Origin of the sequence: Edwardsiella hoshinae NBRC 105699 = ATCC 33379 (assembly GCF_000474215.1) — a bacterium.
Taxonomy (GTDB): Bacteria; Pseudomonadota; Gammaproteobacteria; order Enterobacterales; family Enterobacteriaceae; genus Edwardsiella; species Edwardsiella hoshinae.
The window spans coordinates 1-16,084 of the sequence record NZ_BAUC01000016.1; the positions used below are offsets into that span (position 1 = coordinate 1).

13 protein-coding genes and 2 tRNA genes are annotated in these 16,084 nt (G+C 59.6%); 5 read left to right on the forward strand and 10 right to left on the reverse strand.

The annotated features are described in order from the left end of the window. The first annotated feature begins 71 nt into the window (after positions 1-71). The 3 genes from EHO01S_RS06795 (at position 72) to aroG (ending at position 2,002) form a co-directional block, all read left to right on the forward strand. Positions 72-147: transfer RNA gene (locus EHO01S_RS06795), tRNA-Lys, on the forward strand. A 165-nt stretch (positions 148-312) separates the two neighbouring features. Then, a tRNA-Lys gene (locus tag EHO01S_RS06800) sits at positions 313-388 on the forward strand. 549 nt (positions 389-937) lie between these two features. Beyond that, on the forward strand, positions 938-2,002 hold the full coding sequence (aroG, locus tag EHO01S_RS06805) for a 3-deoxy-7-phosphoheptulonate synthase AroG (RefSeq protein ID WP_024523248.1): 1,065 nt from the start codon (positions 938-940) through the stop codon (positions 2,000-2,002). A 48-nt stretch (positions 2,003-2,050) separates the two neighbouring features. Here aroG and gpmA read toward each other — a convergent pair whose 3' ends face one another. Next, a complete protein-coding gene (gpmA, locus tag EHO01S_RS06810; RefSeq protein WP_024523249.1) occupies positions 2,051-2,803 on the reverse strand; it encodes a 2,3-diphosphoglycerate-dependent phosphoglycerate mutase in 753 nt (250 codons plus the stop codon). A gap of 305 nt (positions 2,804-3,108) precedes the next feature. On the opposite strand from gpmA, the gene EHO01S_RS06815 reads away from it, so the two are divergent. Then, positions 3,109-4,488: an SLC13 family permease gene (locus EHO01S_RS06815; protein WP_024523250.1), complete on the forward strand. Its 1,380-nt coding sequence runs from the start codon at positions 3,109-3,111 to the stop codon at positions 4,486-4,488. Between the two features lie 32 nt (positions 4,489-4,520). Here EHO01S_RS06815 and galM read toward each other — a convergent pair whose 3' ends face one another. The 6 genes from galM to modE all read right to left on the reverse strand — a co-directional run bounded on the left by galM (position 4,521) and on the right by modE (position 10,773). Then, the gene (galM, locus tag EHO01S_RS06820) at positions 4,521-5,567 is read right to left on the reverse strand and encodes a galactose-1-epimerase (RefSeq protein WP_024523251.1); all 1,047 of its coding nucleotides are present in this window, start codon (positions 5,565-5,567) and stop codon (positions 4,521-4,523) included. Beyond that, positions 5,561-6,718: a galactokinase gene (gene galK / locus EHO01S_RS06825; RefSeq protein ID WP_024523252.1), complete on the reverse strand. Its 1,158-nt coding sequence runs from the start codon at positions 6,716-6,718 to the stop codon at positions 5,561-5,563. Before galK ends, galM begins: the two co-directional genes overlap by 7 nt. A 19-nt stretch (positions 6,719-6,737) precedes the next feature. Next, the gene (gene galT / locus EHO01S_RS06830) at positions 6,738-7,781 is read right to left on the reverse strand and encodes a galactose-1-phosphate uridylyltransferase (protein WP_024523253.1); all 1,044 of its coding nucleotides are present in this window, start codon (positions 7,779-7,781) and stop codon (positions 6,738-6,740) included. An 11-nt stretch (positions 7,782-7,792) separates the two neighbouring features. Beyond that, the gene (gene galE / locus EHO01S_RS06835) at positions 7,793-8,809 is read right to left on the reverse strand and encodes a UDP-glucose 4-epimerase GalE (protein WP_024523254.1); all 1,017 of its coding nucleotides are present in this window, start codon (positions 8,807-8,809) and stop codon (positions 7,793-7,795) included. A gap of 201 nt (positions 8,810-9,010) precedes the next feature. After that, entirely contained in the window at positions 9,011-9,826 is an 816-nt protein-coding gene (locus tag EHO01S_RS06840; protein WP_024523255.1) for a CPBP family intramembrane glutamic endopeptidase, read from the reverse strand. A 155-nt stretch (positions 9,827-9,981) separates the two neighbouring features. Next, positions 9,982-10,773 carry a molybdenum-dependent transcriptional regulator gene (gene modE, locus EHO01S_RS06845; RefSeq protein WP_024523256.1) on the reverse strand — a complete coding sequence of 264 codons (792 nt, stop codon included), beginning with the start codon at positions 10,771-10,773 and terminating at the stop codon, positions 9,982-9,984. 221 nt (positions 10,774-10,994) lie between these two features. Between modE and EHO01S_RS18225 the strand changes: the two genes are divergently transcribed. Then, a complete protein-coding gene (locus tag EHO01S_RS18225) occupies positions 10,995-11,138 on the forward strand; it encodes an AcrZ family multidrug efflux pump-associated protein (RefSeq protein ID WP_024523257.1) in 144 nt (47 codons plus the stop codon). 434 nt (positions 11,139-11,572) lie between these two features. Here EHO01S_RS18225 and EHO01S_RS06860 read toward each other — a convergent pair whose 3' ends face one another. The 3 genes from EHO01S_RS06860 to EHO01S_RS06870 are packed head-to-tail and all read right to left on the reverse strand — an operon-like array spanning position 11,573 to position 16,021. After that, positions 11,573-12,748 (reverse strand): hypothetical protein, encoded by a 1,176-nt coding sequence (locus EHO01S_RS06860; RefSeq protein WP_024523258.1) that lies wholly within the window; start codon positions 12,746-12,748, stop codon positions 11,573-11,575. Positions 12,749-12,774: 26 nt separating this feature from the next. Beyond that, entirely contained in the window at positions 12,775-13,422 is a 648-nt protein-coding gene (locus EHO01S_RS06865) for a hypothetical protein (RefSeq protein WP_024523259.1), read from the reverse strand. Next, positions 13,403-16,021 carry a TcfC E-set like domain-containing protein gene (locus tag EHO01S_RS06870; protein ID WP_024523260.1) on the reverse strand — a complete coding sequence of 873 codons (2,619 nt, stop codon included), beginning with the start codon at positions 16,019-16,021 and terminating at the stop codon, positions 13,403-13,405. The genes EHO01S_RS06865 and EHO01S_RS06870 overlap by 20 nt, the downstream gene beginning before the upstream one ends. Between the last annotated feature and the right edge of the window lie 63 nt (positions 16,022-16,084).

Consider the following 16,084-nt stretch of genomic DNA (forward strand, 5'->3'; position numbering starts at 1 on the left):
TCAACGCGTCATCATCACGATTTCCGTTATCGAGAGAAGATAGTTCTCCAGAGTCGCATCGCACGTCGAGCGGGTCGTTAGCTCAGTTGGTAGAGCAGTTGACTTTTAATCAATTGGTCGCAGGTTCGAATCCTGCACGACCCACCATTCTCGCGATGCATCATCGGTGTTTAGCGTGAAGAATAACATCGCTCAGCGATGGCCCGGAGGGCTGAAGCATCCGCCGAGTCATTCTGCACGACGCACCTTTTCTTTTCGTCATTGTGTCATTTCTTTTTAAATCGTTTGCCGTTGGCGAATGATTGTCCGAGCGGGTCGTTAGCTCAGTTGGTAGAGCAGTTGACTTTTAATCAATTGGTCGCAGGTTCGAATCCTGCACGACCCACCATTCTCGCGATGTGTCATCGGTGTTTAGCGTGAAGGATAACATCGCTCAGCGATGGCCCGAAGGGCGAGGCGTCAACCGAGTCATCCTGCACGACCCACCATTCTCCCGTCGAAAAATCAGCATGTAGCGAGCCGGATAACCTCGTTTAACGAAGGCTTGTCAGAGCGAGGCATCAGCCAAGCTATCCTGTGTCTGCTCCTTAGCGCTTGCTCCTTATCTTCGCCGAGTCCAAGCTGCGCCTAGCGTGGTGCGCGAATCATCATGCCTTATGAGGGGGCGCCGCGAGTTTGTCGTTTTCTCTGCGATTTTACCGAGTTATCCTCAGCCTCATGGCAGTGAATTAGTCTGTTTCTCTACCTATCCATCCTCTCGATATGGTGAATGCGGCGCTTGAACCAGCCTGATGTTTTGCCTTATTGCCTTTTTTTAATTAAATCATGTAATTATGTAAAAAATCTTCCATTGGAACAGTCATTTACAAGCGTGTAAAAAAGCAGATAGATTGAAATGCTTATGATACGCCTTTTCTCTGACTGTGATGGACGCACTATGAGTTATCAGAACGACGATTTACGCATTAATCAGATCCAGGAGTTATTACCGCCGGTGGCCTTGCTGGAAGCCTTCCCGGCCAGTGAGCGTGCGGCACAGACGGTGGCGCAGACCCGCGATGCCATCCACCATATTTTACAGGGACAAGACGATCGCTTACTGGTGATCATCGGCCCTTGCTCAATCCATGATCCTCTGGCAGCGAAAGAGTACGCCGCTCGCCTGCTGGCGCTGCGCAATGCGCTCGCCGGTGAATTAGAGATTGTGATGCGTGTTTACTTCGAGAAACCCCGGACGACGGTGGGGTGGAAAGGGCTGATCAACGATCCGCATATGGACGGTAGCTATCGTATCAATGATGGCCTGCGTAGTGCGCGTCGCCTACTGCTTGAGATCAACGACAGCGGTATGCCGACCGCGGGTGAGTTTCTGGATATGATCACCCCGCAATACTTGGCCGATCTGATGAGTTGGGGAGCCATTGGGGCGCGGACGACCGAGTCTCAGGTACACCGTGAGCTGGCCTCGGGGCTCTCCTGCCCGGTCGGCTTCAAGAACGGCACCGATGGCACCATCAAGGTCGCAATCGATGCGATCAATGCCGCCGGGGCTCCCCATTGCTTCCTGTCGGTCACCAAGTGGGGGCATTCGGCAATCGTGAGCACCAGCGGTAACGGTGACTGCCATATCATCCTGCGTGGTGGGCGTCAGCCGAACTATGCCAGCGCCGATGTGCAGGCGGTGAAAGCGGGGCTCAGCCAAGCCGGTCTGCCTCCTCAGGTGATGATCGATTTCAGTCACGCCAACAGCAGCAAGCAATTCCAGCGCCAGATGGTGGTGTGCGAGGATGTCTGCGGCCAGTTAGCCGCCGGTGAACGCGCCATCATCGGGGTCATGATCGAGAGTAATCTGGTGGAGGGAAACCAGAGTCCAGACAGCGGCGCGACGTTACGCTATGGTCAGAGTGTGACCGATGCCTGCATCGGCTGGGAGGATAGCGAGCGAGCGTTGCGCCAGCTAGCCCAGGCGGTGCGCGCGCGTCGTAGCCATGCGGTGGAATAAAACGGACGACGGCGCCAGTGCGCGCCGTCGCCGTCTGGCCGGAAGGGGTTAGCCGGCCTTGCCCTGGTTCGCAACTGCCGCTTGCCGGGCGGCGATCTCGTCGGCGTCGCCGAGGTAGTAATGGCGTAGCGGGCGCATTTGCTCATCGAACTCGTACACCAGCGGTACGCCCGTCGGGATATTCAGCTCGACGATCGCCTCTTCGCTGATGTGATCCAGGTGTTTTACTAAGGCGCGTAGTGAGTTGCCATGAGCGGCGATGATCACCCGCTCACCGGCGGCGATGCGCGGCATGATCTGTTGCTGCCAGTAGGGGATCACTCGCTCAATGGTGGTGGCCAGGCTTTCCGTCAGCGGTAACTCATCGCTGCTTAGCGCGGCATAGCGTGGATCGTGCCCCGGGTAGCGCTCATCTTGCACCGTCAAGGCCGGCGGGGTGATGGCGAAGGCGCGTCGCCATAACTTGACCTGTTCATCGCCATACTTCTGAGCGGTCTCGGCCTTATTCAGTCCTTGCAGAGCGCCGTAGTGGCGCTCGTTCAACTTCCACGACTTTTCGACCGCGAGCCAGGGTTGATCGATCTCGTCCAGAATATGCCAGAGGGTATGAATAGCCCGTTTTAGCACGGAGGTGTAGGCGAAGTCGAAGCTGAATCCCTGCGCCTTTAACAGGCGTCCTGCTGCCAGGGCCTCCTGACGTCCTTTATCCGACAGTTCGACATCGGTCCAGCCGGTGAAGCGGTTTTCCTTGTTCCACTCGCTTTCGCCGTGGCGAACCAGGACCAGTTTGGTGACAGCCATAGAGAGACTCCTTAATTGCGTTAGCATAATGATAATAATTATCATTATGCGTTATGAAATGCAATGGCATCGCGTGCGGGGCCGGTATATGTTGCCGTGTCGACGCGCTGCGTCATCTTCTCAGTGTAGTGGAGGCCCGCTCAAACGATATCACCATTCGAGCCCCAGCGGCGGCGGGGCGGCTAGGATCCTATCGGCCTCTCATTTTTGCCGTTTCGGGGTTTGAGGGCGGCGCATTGTTGATTATAGTTAACGTCTTGTTTCAAATGTTAACAATAAATGACTCTAGGATAGCGAGGTTGCCCATGGATGCCACCCCATTAACCGCTGCGATGACCAGTCCGCCTTCGCAGCGGGGTTTATTGATTATGGCGCTCGACATTGTGCTATTGGTGATTTTGTTGCATACCTTACCCTTTGACGAGAAGGCCAATACGGGCTTGGCGTTGACGATTTTCGTCGGTGTGCTGTGGTTGACCGAGGCGGTGCATGTGACCATCACCGCGTTGCTGATCCCGCTGCTTGCGATCGGTTTCGGGTTATTGGATGCCAGTGGGGCGTTGAAATCATTCGCTAACCCGACCATCTTCCTCTTCTTCGGCGGCTTCGTGCTGGCGACGGCGCTGCATGTGCAAGGGCTGGATCGTCTGATCGCCAATCAGTTGCTGTTACTGGCCGGTGGACGGATGGGGACGGCGGTACTGATGCTGTTCAGTGTGACTGCCGCGCTCTCAATGTGGATCAGTAACACCGCGACGGCGGCGATGATGTTGCCTCTGGCGCTGGGGATTCTCAGTAATCTCGATCCAGCACGTGAGCGTAATACCTACGTTTTCCTACTATTGGGGATCGCCTATAGCGCCAGTATCGGCGGGTTGGGTACCCTGGTCGGCAGCCCACCTAACGCTATCGCCGCCGCCCAGTTGGGGATCGATTTCTTTACCTGGATGAAGTTTGGTATCCCGGTGATGGTGGTGATGATGCCGCTGATGATGGGGCTGCTTTACTTGCTGCTACGCCCCAATCTCCAGCATAAGGTGACGCTGCATGTCGAAAAATTGGAATGGACCGCAGCGCGGGTGATCGCCTTGTTGATCTTCGCCTTGACGGTGATCGGTTGGATCTTCAGTAGCCAAATCAGTGCCATGTTGGGTGGCATCAAGCAGTTTGACACCTTAGTAGCCGTCGGTGCGGCGGTATTGATCGGGGCCAGTGGGGTGGCGAGTTGGGATCAGATCCAGCGTAACACGGAGTGGGGCGTACTGATGCTATTCGGTGGCGGCCTGACGCTGAGTCTGATCCTCGAAGGATCGGGCGCGAGCGCCATCCTGGCACGTGGAATGGCCGACATCTTCGGCCAAAGTCACTGGTTTATCATTTTGCTGGCGGTGGCGACCTTTATCATCTTCCTAACGGAGTTCACCAGTAATACCGCCAGCGCCGCGCTGCTGGTGCCGGTGTTTGCGACCGTCGCTAAGGCGCTAGGTATGCCGGAGAGTCTGCTGACGCTGGTGATCGGTATCGGTGCTTCCTGCGCCTTCATGTTGCCGGTCGCCACGCCACCGAACGCCATCGTGTTCGGCTCCGGTCATATTCGCCAACAGGAGATGGTGCGCGTTGGTTTCTGGCTCAACCTGGTGAGTATCGTCGCGCTTAGCCTCTTCGCATGGCTGTTCTGGCGTTAGGTTCGTGGGGCGCGGCGAGCGCCCCGCAGGTATTAGGCCACACAGAACTGGTAGTGAGCGAAGGCGTGGTAACGCTCGCCCGGTTGCAACAGGCAACTGGGTTGAGGCCATTCGGGATGGTTGGGACTGTCGGGGAGGAAGGCGCACTCCAGTGCCACCCCGGCATAGTCGCTGTAGTGGCCACCCGCCCGATCGGGCGTCCCAGCGAGGTAGTTACCGCTGTAGAGTTGCAGCGCCGGGGCGTTGGTATACACCTGTAGACGGACTCGCTCATCGTCTGCGCTGAGCGTGGCGGCGGGGTAAGCGCCGTCGGCGCAACGGGGTTGCAGCAGGTAGGCGTGATCATAGCCCTTAACTCGACGTTGATCGGCGTCGCTTAACAGGTCGCGGCGCAACGTTTTCCCTTGGCGGAAATCCATACCGCTGCCTTCGACCTCCTTCAATGGCGCACAGGGGATACCCTGTTCATCCACCGGCAGATAATAGTCGGCGTTTAGCTGTAAACGCTGGATGAGCGCGTCCGCCTGGCCATCGCCGCCAAGATTAAAATAGGCGTGGTTGGTCAGGCCGACGGGACAGGGATGATCGACGTGAGCCTGCCAGTCGACCGTCACCCGATCATTGTCGTCGAGTGTGTAGCGCGTCTCTACCGTCAGGTTGCCGGGATAGCCCTGATCGCCAGCGGGCGAGTGCAGGCGATAGGTGACCGAGTGGGTATCGTGAGCGACGCGTTGCCAGCGGCGCTTGTCGAACCCTTCGGGGCCGCCGTGTAACTGATTGGCTCCTTGGCTGGGTAGCAGGGTGATACATCGCCCCTGATGATGGTAAGCGGCGTTGGCGATGCGATTAGCATAGCGGCCAACGGTCGCGCCGAGAAAGGCCTGCTGCTCGGGATATTGCCCGGCGCGTCGGCAGCCGAGCAAGACCTCGCGTGCCTGGCCGTCACGCAGCGCTAGACGGCAGGAGAGCCAGGTCGCCCCCCAATCCATGAACAGCAGGGTTGTGCCGCGGGCATTATGCAGGGCGGTAAACTGAAAAGGCGCACCATCCGGTGCCCGTTCGAGGTGAGCGCTTAGCATACGCTGGCCCCTGCCGATGGTTGGCAGACGTAGAAACTCTCACGCAGTCCGGTGCGTGCCGGGTAGTCGTGTGCCACCGCGCTGCGTACCGCTTCAACCAGATGCTGTGGCATCAGGGCGACGATACAGCCGCCGAAGCCTCCACCGGTCATTCGTACTCCGCCCTGATCGCCGATAACGCCTTTGACGATCTCGACCAAAATATCGATGGGCGGGACGGTGATGGCGAAGTCGTCGCGCATCGAGGCGTGTGAGGCCGCCATCAATTCCCCCATGCGTGCCAGATCGCCAGCGGCGAGCGCCTCGGCCGCCGCCACGGTACGTGCGTTTTCACTGATCACATGGCGAGCGCGTCGGGCCGTGAGCGCGGGGAGGGCATGCGCCTCGGCGGCGAAGCGCTCTGGGGTCACGTCGCGTAACGCCGGTACGGCGAAGAAGCGCGCCGCCTCTTCACACTGCTGGCGACGGGTGTTGTACTCGCTGTCGACCAGGCCGCGTTTGACGTTGGAGTTGATGATCACCACCGCCACCTGCGCCGGTAACGGAACTGCCTGGGTGGCCAGCGAGCGGCAATCGATCAGAAGTGCGTGCTGCGCCTGGCCGAGGGCGGAGATCAACTGATCCATGATGCCGCAGTTACAGCCGACGAAACGGTTCTCCGCCTCTTGACCATTGAGCGCCAGCGCGACGCCATCCAGTGGCAGTTGATACAGCGCCTGGAGTGCTTGGCCAACAGCGACCTCCAAGGCGGCGGAGGAGCTGAGCCCCGCCCCTTGCGGTACGTTGCCGCTGATCACCATGTCGACGCCACCGATAGCGTTGCAGCGTTGCAGGAGATGCTTGATCACCCCGCGGACATAGTTGCTCCACATCATGCTGTCGTGGGCGGTGATCGGCGCATCGAGGCTGAAGCTGTCTTGCTGATTCGCATAATCGGCGGCGATGACGCGTACCTGGCGATCGGGACGCGCCGCACAACTGATGACGGTTTGGTAATCGATGGCGCAGGGGAGAACGAAGCCATCGTTATAGTCGGTATGTTCGCCGATTAGGTTGACGCGCCCCGGCGCTTGGACGCAGCAGGTTGGCGCGTAGCCAAATTCACGGGTAAAGATCTCACGGGTCACGCGAGTCAGATCATGGAGACGCATGGTTGTATCCTCTCGGCGGTTAGGCTTCGCTAAAGTGAATGTCGCTGACGGCGCGCAGGCGTTCGGCCGCTTGCTCCGGGGTCAGATCGCGTTGGGTCTCTGCCAGCATCTCGTAGCCGACCATGAACTTGCGCACCGTCGCGGAGCGCAGCAAGGGCGGATAGAAATGGGCGTGCAGCAGCCAGTGATCGGCATCGACCTGATCGAAGGGCGCGCCATGCCAGCCCATCGAATAGGGGAAGGCGCAGTGAAACAGGTTGTCATAACGGCTCGTCAGTTTTTTTAGCGCCACGGCCAGGTCGCTACGCTGCTGTGCGTCGATCTCCGGCAGACGTCGTAGTGGGTGTTTCGGCAAGAGTAGGGTCTCGAACGGCCAGGCGGCCCAGTAGGGCACGACCGCTAGCCAGTGTGCCGTCTCGACCACGGTACGGCTACCATCGGCCAATTCTCGCTGCACATAGTCGAGCAATAGCGGGCGTTGGTGGCGGAGGAAGTAGTCTCGCTGGAGACGATCCTCGCGTGCGGCCTCGTTGGGCAGGAAACTGTTGGCCCAGATCTGACCATGAGGGTGAGGATTGGAGCAACCCATGGCCGCGCCCTTGTTCTCGAACACCTGCACCCAGGGATAACGGCGGCCCAGCTCGGCGCTCTGGCTTTGCCAGGTGGCGATCACCGTCTCCAGCGCCGACAGCGAGAGTTGCGGGAGGGTTTTACTGTGGTCGGGCGAGAAACAGATCACCCGGCTCGTACCGCGAGCGCTGGCGCTACGCATCAGGACATCGTCGCTGCTCGGTGCGTCGGGGGTGTCCGGCATCAGTGCGGCGAAGTCGTTGGTGAAGACATGGGTCGTGTGGTAATCCGGGTTGCGATCGCCGGTGACACGGAGGTTACCCGGGCAGAGATAGCAATCGGGATCGTGCGCCGGTAGCTGGGGATTGGCCGGTGTTTCCTGCGCCCCTTGCCAGGGGCGCTTGGCCCGATGCGGCGACACCAGTACCCATTGATCGCTCAGCGGATTGTAGCGGCGGTGGGGATGATCCACCGGATTAAAGGGAATAGTCATCGCCACGCTCCTTATTGTGGGTAGCCGTTCGGGTTATGGGATTGCCAGCGCCAGGTATCTTCGGCCATCTGCGCCAGGGAGTAGCTTACGTGCCAGCCCAGCTCTCGTTCGGCCTTGGCGGCATCGGCCCAATAAGCGGGCAGATCGCCGGCTCGACGCGGGGCAAAATGGTAGGGGATCGGCTTGCCACAAGCCTGGCTGAACGCCTCGACCATCTGTAGCACGCTGTAACCGACACCGGCGCCGAGGTTATAGATGTGTACCCCCGCATGGCCGCACTTGGCCTGTAACGCCGCCAGATGGCCATCGGCCAGATCCATCACATGAATATAATCGCGTACCCCGGTACCGTCGGGGGTCGGGTAGTCGTTGCCGAAGATGGCCAGCGAATCGCGGCGACCGATCGCCACCTGCGAGATATACGGCATCAGGTTGTTGGGAACCCCCTGCGGATCTTCGCCCATGGTGCCCGAGGGATGCGCGCCGACCGGATTGAAGTAGCGCAGCAGCGTCACGCTCCACGCCGGTGAGGCGTGCTGTAGATCTTGCAGTATCTGCTCGACCATCAGCTTGCTGCGGCCATAAGGGCTAGAGGGCATCCCGGTTGGCATCGTTTCGACATAGGGCACCTGCGGCTGATCGCCGTAGACGGTGGCCGAGGAGCTAAAGATGATGTTATGCACCCCGGCCGCTTGCATCGCCGCCAGTAACACCAGCGTTCCGCTGACATTATTGTCGTAGTAGGCCAGGGGCTGTTGCACCGATTCGCCGACCGCCTTCAGCCCGGCAAAGTGGATCACCGCATCGATAGACTGCTCGGCGAAGATACGCGTGAGCAGGGCCTGGTCACGGATATCGCCGTGGTACAGCACGGGACGCGTCCCGCTGAGGGCGGCGATACGATCCAGTACGCTGGCCTTGCTGTTACAGAGATTATCGACGATGACCGGCGTATGGCCCGCCTGGAGCAGTTGGAGACAGGTATGGCTACCGATGTAACCGCTTCCTCCGGTGACTAATACAATCATGATGGACTCCCAGTGCGACTCTGATGGTGAAAAGGTAGCACGTGGCGAGAGGCGAAAAGGTGATCTAGGCGATAAAATGGAATCGTTTACACAACTATCATCAATAATACGGGCGCTATTTATAGCGGCGCCGCTTTTATCTTAGCCGGCGGCGCCATCGTTGCGCGGTCTTCTGGTGGTAGCGATTACACTGGCGCTGGCTTAGGGGCGGTAGAGCGGATAGGTGAAGAACAGCAGATGCAGCATATTCAACGCGAAATGAAACAGCGTCGCGACCCATAAGCGTCCGCTCCATTGCCAGGCCAAGCCATAAATCACCCCGGCGAGGGTAGCGAAGAGCACTAACAGCAGACCGCCGGCGAGATGCAGCAGACCAAACAGTAAGGCGGCGAGCAGAAGGGCGACCCAAGGGCCAAACCAGGTGCTCAGACGCGGTTGCAGGTAACCGCGAAACAACGCCTCTTCCGGCAGTGAGACAAACAACAGATTGAGGATGGCGAATGTGGGGAGCCAACTGGGCCAGTGCGCTTCAATGCGCAGGCCGCCCAGGGCGACGGCTAACAGCAGCAGTGCAGGTAGACTGAGCAGCAATACTCCCCAGCGCCAGGCGGGGACCGCGCTTGCCACAGGGCGGCGCAGCAGGGGGGGATACAGCGCTAGCAGCAGCAGCGGTGCCAATGCCTTATCCAGATTGGCGTACAGGGTGAACGGGGTGCTGTGCGCGCCGGCATACACGCTATCTAGCAGCCGCGGGTTATGGAAGCCGGGGAAAGCGTGTAGGTATAGCGCCAGGATGGCGGCCAGTAGCACGATTTCGGAGAGGGCGAGCCAGGGAGCGCTTAGCGTCAGACGACGTCGCAGGTAGAGCAGCAGTACCATCAAGGCCAGCAGCGCCAGCGCCAGCGGGGAGATCATCCCTTGGTACGCCAGTAGTACGACGCCGATGGTCGCGATCAGAAAGGCGGCACGCGGCGCCCAGGCCAGCAGCAGCGGCGGCAGTAGCAATATCCCCCACATGTTTCCCTCCCTTGGGAATGTCGTTATGTTATGCAAACGGGCAGTATATTAGCACATCATTATTAACCTAACGTTAACATCATGCCCCGTCGTGCGGCGCTGGGGGAGTGTGATACGCCAGCTCGGGATGGCATCCGCGGTAGCGCCGAGCGGGGCTAGGCCAGGGTGGCGACGATCACCCGATCGGCGTTGAACAGGGCATTGACGGACATGCCCAGACTCAGTTGGAGCTGGCTCATGGTGCGATTATCGACGGTCGCACACAGGGTCTCGCCGCTCGGCAGGGTTAGCAGTACTTCGCTGTTATCGCTACCGGCCTGAATGTGGCTGACACGACCGCTCAGGGCATTGTCGGCGGCGCCATTCAGCGCGGGATCGGTACTCAGGCGGATCCACGGCGCTTTGATCAGTACCAGAACCTCTTTGCCCGGGTGTAGCGCCAGTCGCTGGGCACTCTGAGCGGTGACCGCGGCACGCAGTTGGGTCTTGCCGTCCGCCAGGCGCAGCAGCAGGTGTTGCTGCACCGCCTCATCGTCACGTTCGATGACGGTGGCGAAGAATTGGTTACGGGCGCTGGTCTGTAGAGAGAAGCGGGCGATGGCCGCTAACAGGCTATCGAGCGGTAAATCGTCGCGCTTTAACACATCAAAGGCTTTTTGTTGGATCTGTCCCAGAAGATCGTACAGGGCGATCAGGCGTTCGCCATAGCGGGTCAGATGCGCGCCACCTCCCCCCTTGCCACCGGTGGCCCGGGCGACGATCTCTTCATCCGCCAGTTGGTTCATCTCGTTGATGGCATCCCAGGCACTCTTGTAGCTGATCCCGGCCAGTTTGGCTCCCTGGCTGATGGAGCCGGTATGGCGCACCTGCTTGAGCAGTTCGATACGACGCGGATCGGCGAACAGGCGATCTTGAAGTTTGAGAGTGAGTAAGATATCGGCTTGCATGGTGGCTCCTCGGCGTGACTGCGTGCTCTATTGTGGCCGATCTGACCATCGACAGGCAAACCGGGACTATCGCACGGATTGAACAATGCGAAACGGTGCCGGCTGAGTTACACTATCGCACAGGAGCCTGTCATCCGACGAGGAAAGTACCCTCGCCGCGTCATCGGTGGCGAGGGGCAACGTTAGCGCAGTGCGCATATCAACGGAGAGTGAAGCCAGCTATGTTGGAATTGCTGAAGAGTTTAGTTGTCGCCGCCATTATGGTGCCGGTGGTGATGGCGGTTATTTTGGGGCTGATCTGGGGAATGGGGGAGCTTTGCAACCTAATTTCCGCCTGGGGCCATCCGGAAGAGAAAGAGTCCTGATACACGTCTTTGTCGTAAAACCCAGCGCGCCATAAGATCAGTACCTTGCCTGGCGGCGCGTATCGGCATCGTTACCAAGTAGAGACGCAACGGCGTCTGTCACCATGGTGCGTGCGGCGGGGTAAGCGGCCCCCGGTTATCGTTATCCCGCCGGAAAACCGTCGGCCGCCGATAGCGATTCGGCTCACCGGAAAACCGATCTCTTTTCAGGGGGCCAGCCGCTGAGCCCTCGCCACGCACTGTCCTACCTGATTTAGGCCACGATGATGCTCCGTTGGATGTACATTGACGGTGCCGCAAGGTAACGACACCCGGTGATGTGCCGCTTGCTCGCGCCCGCGTCGAGGCTATCGTCCGCCACCATCCACCATCCACCATCCACCATCCACCATCCACGGCTTGCCGCATGATCCGCATCGCGGATAGCCATATCCCTAAACAAACGGCACCTCGGCGATGAGGGTCAGTTGATCGGTGTAGCTGCCGCTGGTTAGCGCGTTGCGCGCTTGCTCAAAGTTGAAGCGAAGCTCCAGGGGGATCTGTTGCACGCTGTTGAGGTTTTCCAAGGTGATGACCGCTTTGGCTGTCATGCCCTCATTCAGCGGATAGCGCCGCTGGCTTGGATCGCGCAGTTCTACCTGGTAGGCGATGCCCGCGGTGGTTTGGCCGCTGCCACTATTGGCAGAATTTTGTTTTTGTAACTGAAAGTTATGCGTGGAGTGCACGCTAAATCTCACCCGGCCAAAGGTGGGATCGAAGGCACCCTGCAACAGTAGGGGCGTGTTGGCGCTGCCGTACACCTTGTCATGCAGATAGCTGACCTGAAATCTTACCTGGGTGTTGGGGATCTGCAATCCGCTAAAGTAGGCCTGTTTACGAATAGCGACCGTAATCGGCAGATCAAAAAAACGGTAGCCCGTATCGGTCGCTCTCCACCCTTCCAACGCCAGATTGGTGGAGGCCTGGTAGAGATCGACGGGCAACTGCCGCCAGGCTTCGCTCTGTAGTAGCGTTCCCAGATCCAGATAGACATGGCGCTCGGGCGGCCCCCCTTCTGGGCCAACCTGGCCGATGCGATCCCAGACAAAAAATGGCGTTTGCCCTACGCAGTCTTGATCCATCGCCAAGTTGAGCGGGTCAAAGCCGAAGGTGTGGCCGCCTTTCCAGACTTGATTTAAGTTTGGCATGACGGTTTGACAGCCATTGTTTGCGTAAAATTGCGGCCAATAGTTGCCCGTGTAGCCATTCGGGCGGTATCGGGTTCTGCCCAGTTTACCGCGGAGAGTAAAGGTACGTCCGTACTGCGTGCCGGTGAATGTCAGGGTAAACAAGCTGCTGTGTCGGTAAGCCCCTTTCCCGGCATTAACATTCCCAGTCTGGTCGACCCGGTAAACGTATGCATCCGGGTAGTTATCCCATAGGTGTAGCAGCCCGGGCGACGACGAAGCGTCGTGTTGCCAAGTGTTGCCCTGGTTTGGCAGAACCAGTCGGTTAATCACACTCAGGTTGGCTTCCATCGCCGCCGGGACGGGGACGGGGGCGGTGAGCAGTAGCGCCAGAGAGCCCGGGACGGTGAGCCGTAGCGAGCGTAATTGTGGCAATCGAAACATGGGGCCTCCAGATAGTGGGGGATCGCTTATGGGGCAGAAGTGAGCGGTTGACTGAGCAGGAGTGTCAGCGCCCCGCTGCATTGCAGGCCTCTCGCGTTTGCCGGTATAGCGTGCGGCACGGGGAGCGCGACCTGTAGCGACAGATCCAGGGTATAACGGTCTTGTAGCACGCCGGACAGCGCACCGGCGTACTGCCATTGGTCGCTTGAAACGCGGTATTGCTGCTGTGAGGCGTAGTTGGCGCCGCCGGTTGTGTTTAACGTTGACCAGCGGCGCCCTTGTACCCATAGCTGGTAGTGGTAGCCGCGATTGACCTCTTGGCTGAAGAAGGGAGAGGCATTGTGCAGTGATAATTCGGCGCATTGGTAGGCGTCAGACAGCAGATCCAGCACCAGCGGCTGTGTATTTTGCAGCGCGAGCACGCGCAAGGAGATGAATAAATCTTCAAAACGCTGCTCTCGCGGGTTCCAAGCCACCTGCTGGATAGCCGGACTAAAACTGATCACCTCCAGCGACTGGCGCTGAGCCTGGCTAAGATCGATGTCGGCTTGCAGCGAGAGCGTCTCCTCAACGTGTTGGTTATTTTGGCTGAAGGTCGGCGTCCCCTGTGCGCTGGTGGCCAGCAGTAGCGCCGACAAGCCAAGCGACCAGCGATTACTGTGTGCGCGTATCATCTTGTTCACCTTGTTCACCTTGGCACTCCACAATGGGCAGTTGATCGCTCGGCAACAGATGGGGCGAGGCGAGCGTGGCACAGATCTGGTCCCCGGCTTGTAGCTGGATGCGCCCATTCTGTTGCAGTTGCAACATAAACAGCCCCGCTTGCAGGCGTTGCACCCCGACGCAGCCGGCTCCGCTACAGCGCAACGACTCGACCGGTTGGCTGTGACGGCGTACCAACACCGCCTGGCTGCGCACCGTGATCACCGGGCGCGTGGCATCGATCAGCCGTCCCGGTAGCAGATCGACCTGCTGCTGATAGCGCGCTTGACGGTTATCAAACAGCTGATTGCCGCCGATAAGCTTCCCTTCCAGACGGTAACGACTGTAGGGGGGCAGGGCGATGATGCGCCCCTGTTCGGGGGTGTAGTAGCGGGTATACCCCGAGGCCAGATCGTTCAGACCCAGCTGCATCGCCCCCTGTTGCGGCGGCGGCAGACGCAGGAATGACTGTTGGCTTAGTTCGCTAGGCCGCTGAAAGCGGATGCCGTCGGCGGAGAGGAGTTGGCTGGACTGTACATCCAGGCTGCCGGTAAGGGGGCGGCCGCCGGCCAAATAGAGTTGGCCACGCGCGTCCAGTCCGTGCTGGTAGGTCGCCCCGGCCGATAGGCTGCTCTGCGGGCCGTTATCGGTAAATTGTTGCCCTGCTTGGGCATTTACCTGCCAGGCGTCATTCAGCCGCCGGTTGTAGTTGAGCATGTTTTGACTGCTCCAGTGCCCGTGATCTTGTTGCAGGTAGTTGCTGTTGATCTGTAGGTCGCCGAATATGCGTGACAGTCCCAGGCTGACGCTCCACATATCGCTGCGCGAATAGCTCGCGACGGCGGTGAGGTTAAGTTGCCACGGCAGGCGGCTGAACAGGCTGAGGTTATAGCTATGGTTGCGGGTTTCCTGTTCCCCCTCATTGAAGCGCTGGTAACCCAGTTGCAGGTTATGCTCCGGGGTCAGTGCCAGGCTGTAGTTGACCAGTAGACTGCTGCGCTTGACCGTTTCCCCCGACTGCCGTTGTCGCGCATCGAACCCGGGCGACGGCAATGCTACCGTTTGTAGCGCCGCCAGTTCGGCCGACTCTTCCGGTTCGGCACGCGCCCATGCCCGCTCTCGGTAGCGCTCCTGGGTAAATTGCAGCGACAGCAGCCGCCAGGTCGCGGTGAGATCGCTTTTTAAGTAGTCGCGATTGCCCTGGCTGTGCATCAGCGAGAGGGAGAAATCGTTGCTGCGCATCTCTCCCCCCAGGCTGGCGAGCCATTCTCCCCCGACATAGTCGGCAAGGCCGGAGAGGCTTAACCGCTCGCCGATGGGGATGGTTACGCCCAGTTCGCTCATCCAGGCATTACCATAGTAGCTGTGGCGCTGTAGTCGCCCGGCGCTTAGGTGGCTGCTGATCCCCTCTAACGCCGCCCCATCGTTGACGATCAGTAACGACTGGCTGGAGAACAGCGCCTCGTCGAGTCCCTTGAGCAGCACCCGAACCGGGTAGATCCCCGTTGGCAATTGATGGTAGGCCAGCTCCCCGATGCCCGCAGAGACACTGCGCCGCAGCAACAGGCGATCTTCGCGCCACACCTCCAACACCCCCGGCAGCGGGGCATAGTAGGTATAGCTGCGATCGTCACGATGTCGTAGGCGCAATTCGGCAGAGTTACCGAGCAGCACGCCATGCAGTTGGCTGTTACGGAACAGTCCACGCTGGGCGGAAGGGTTGAAATCGTAACTGTTACCGATGCTTCCCAACTGGGCTTTAGCCCAACGCCGTTGCCATACATAGTTGAGATCGGTTATCTCTCGCTGCCACTCGGTGGCGTAGGCATCGTACTTAAGGTAGCCGCCGGGCAGCCCCAGCAGACCGTAATCGCGCAGGTAGAGGCTGTTACTGTCGCTATAGCGGTTGGCGGATAGGCTGGCATGGTTGACCAACACCGCCTGACCGTCGCCAGCGCGTAGCCAGGCGCGTTGGCGCTCGTTGCGGGCAAACCAGGCGGGGGCAAAGAACAGCCGCACCTGGCGGGCATAGTAATCGATCACCAGTGCCATGCCGTCGCTGGGGACCACGCACTGGCTGCGGTTGCCCTTACAACGGGCGTCGTGCTGTGCCCCCGCAGCCAGCTGCGCGGCGGCCTGGTGGGCATATCCTTCCTGGAGGCCGGCTTGCTGCAAAAAGCGCGCTACTGCCGCCGTGTCATCGATCTGCACGCTGTCCAACGCCAGTTGGCCGTCAAAGCGCTCTTCAGCCAGTTGCGGTAGCACCAGCGTGATGGACATCGGGCTGGGCACGAGGATCTTGTTGTAACGCGACTGGGCCAGGGATTGCCCCGAGGCGAGTTGCATACCGCGCGCCAACGCCAGCGTAGTCGGCGACACCGCGGCGAGCTCCCGTGTCTTGGCCGTGGGAACGGATGTGCGTTGCGCCAGATCGATTGGGCGGTTGACGGCCAGTTCGGTGGGCGCCGCCGACGTCGCGCGGTGAGCGAGCCGTAGCGTTTGCGCCTCCGTGTCGTACGGCGCCAGCGCGCTCGTGAAGATTAAGAGTCTAAAAAAAGATTGCTTGCCCACAATGTCCATCCATTGATTAGCTACGGCTGCCGATGGGCAGCGGACTCCCCGATTCTCACCCAG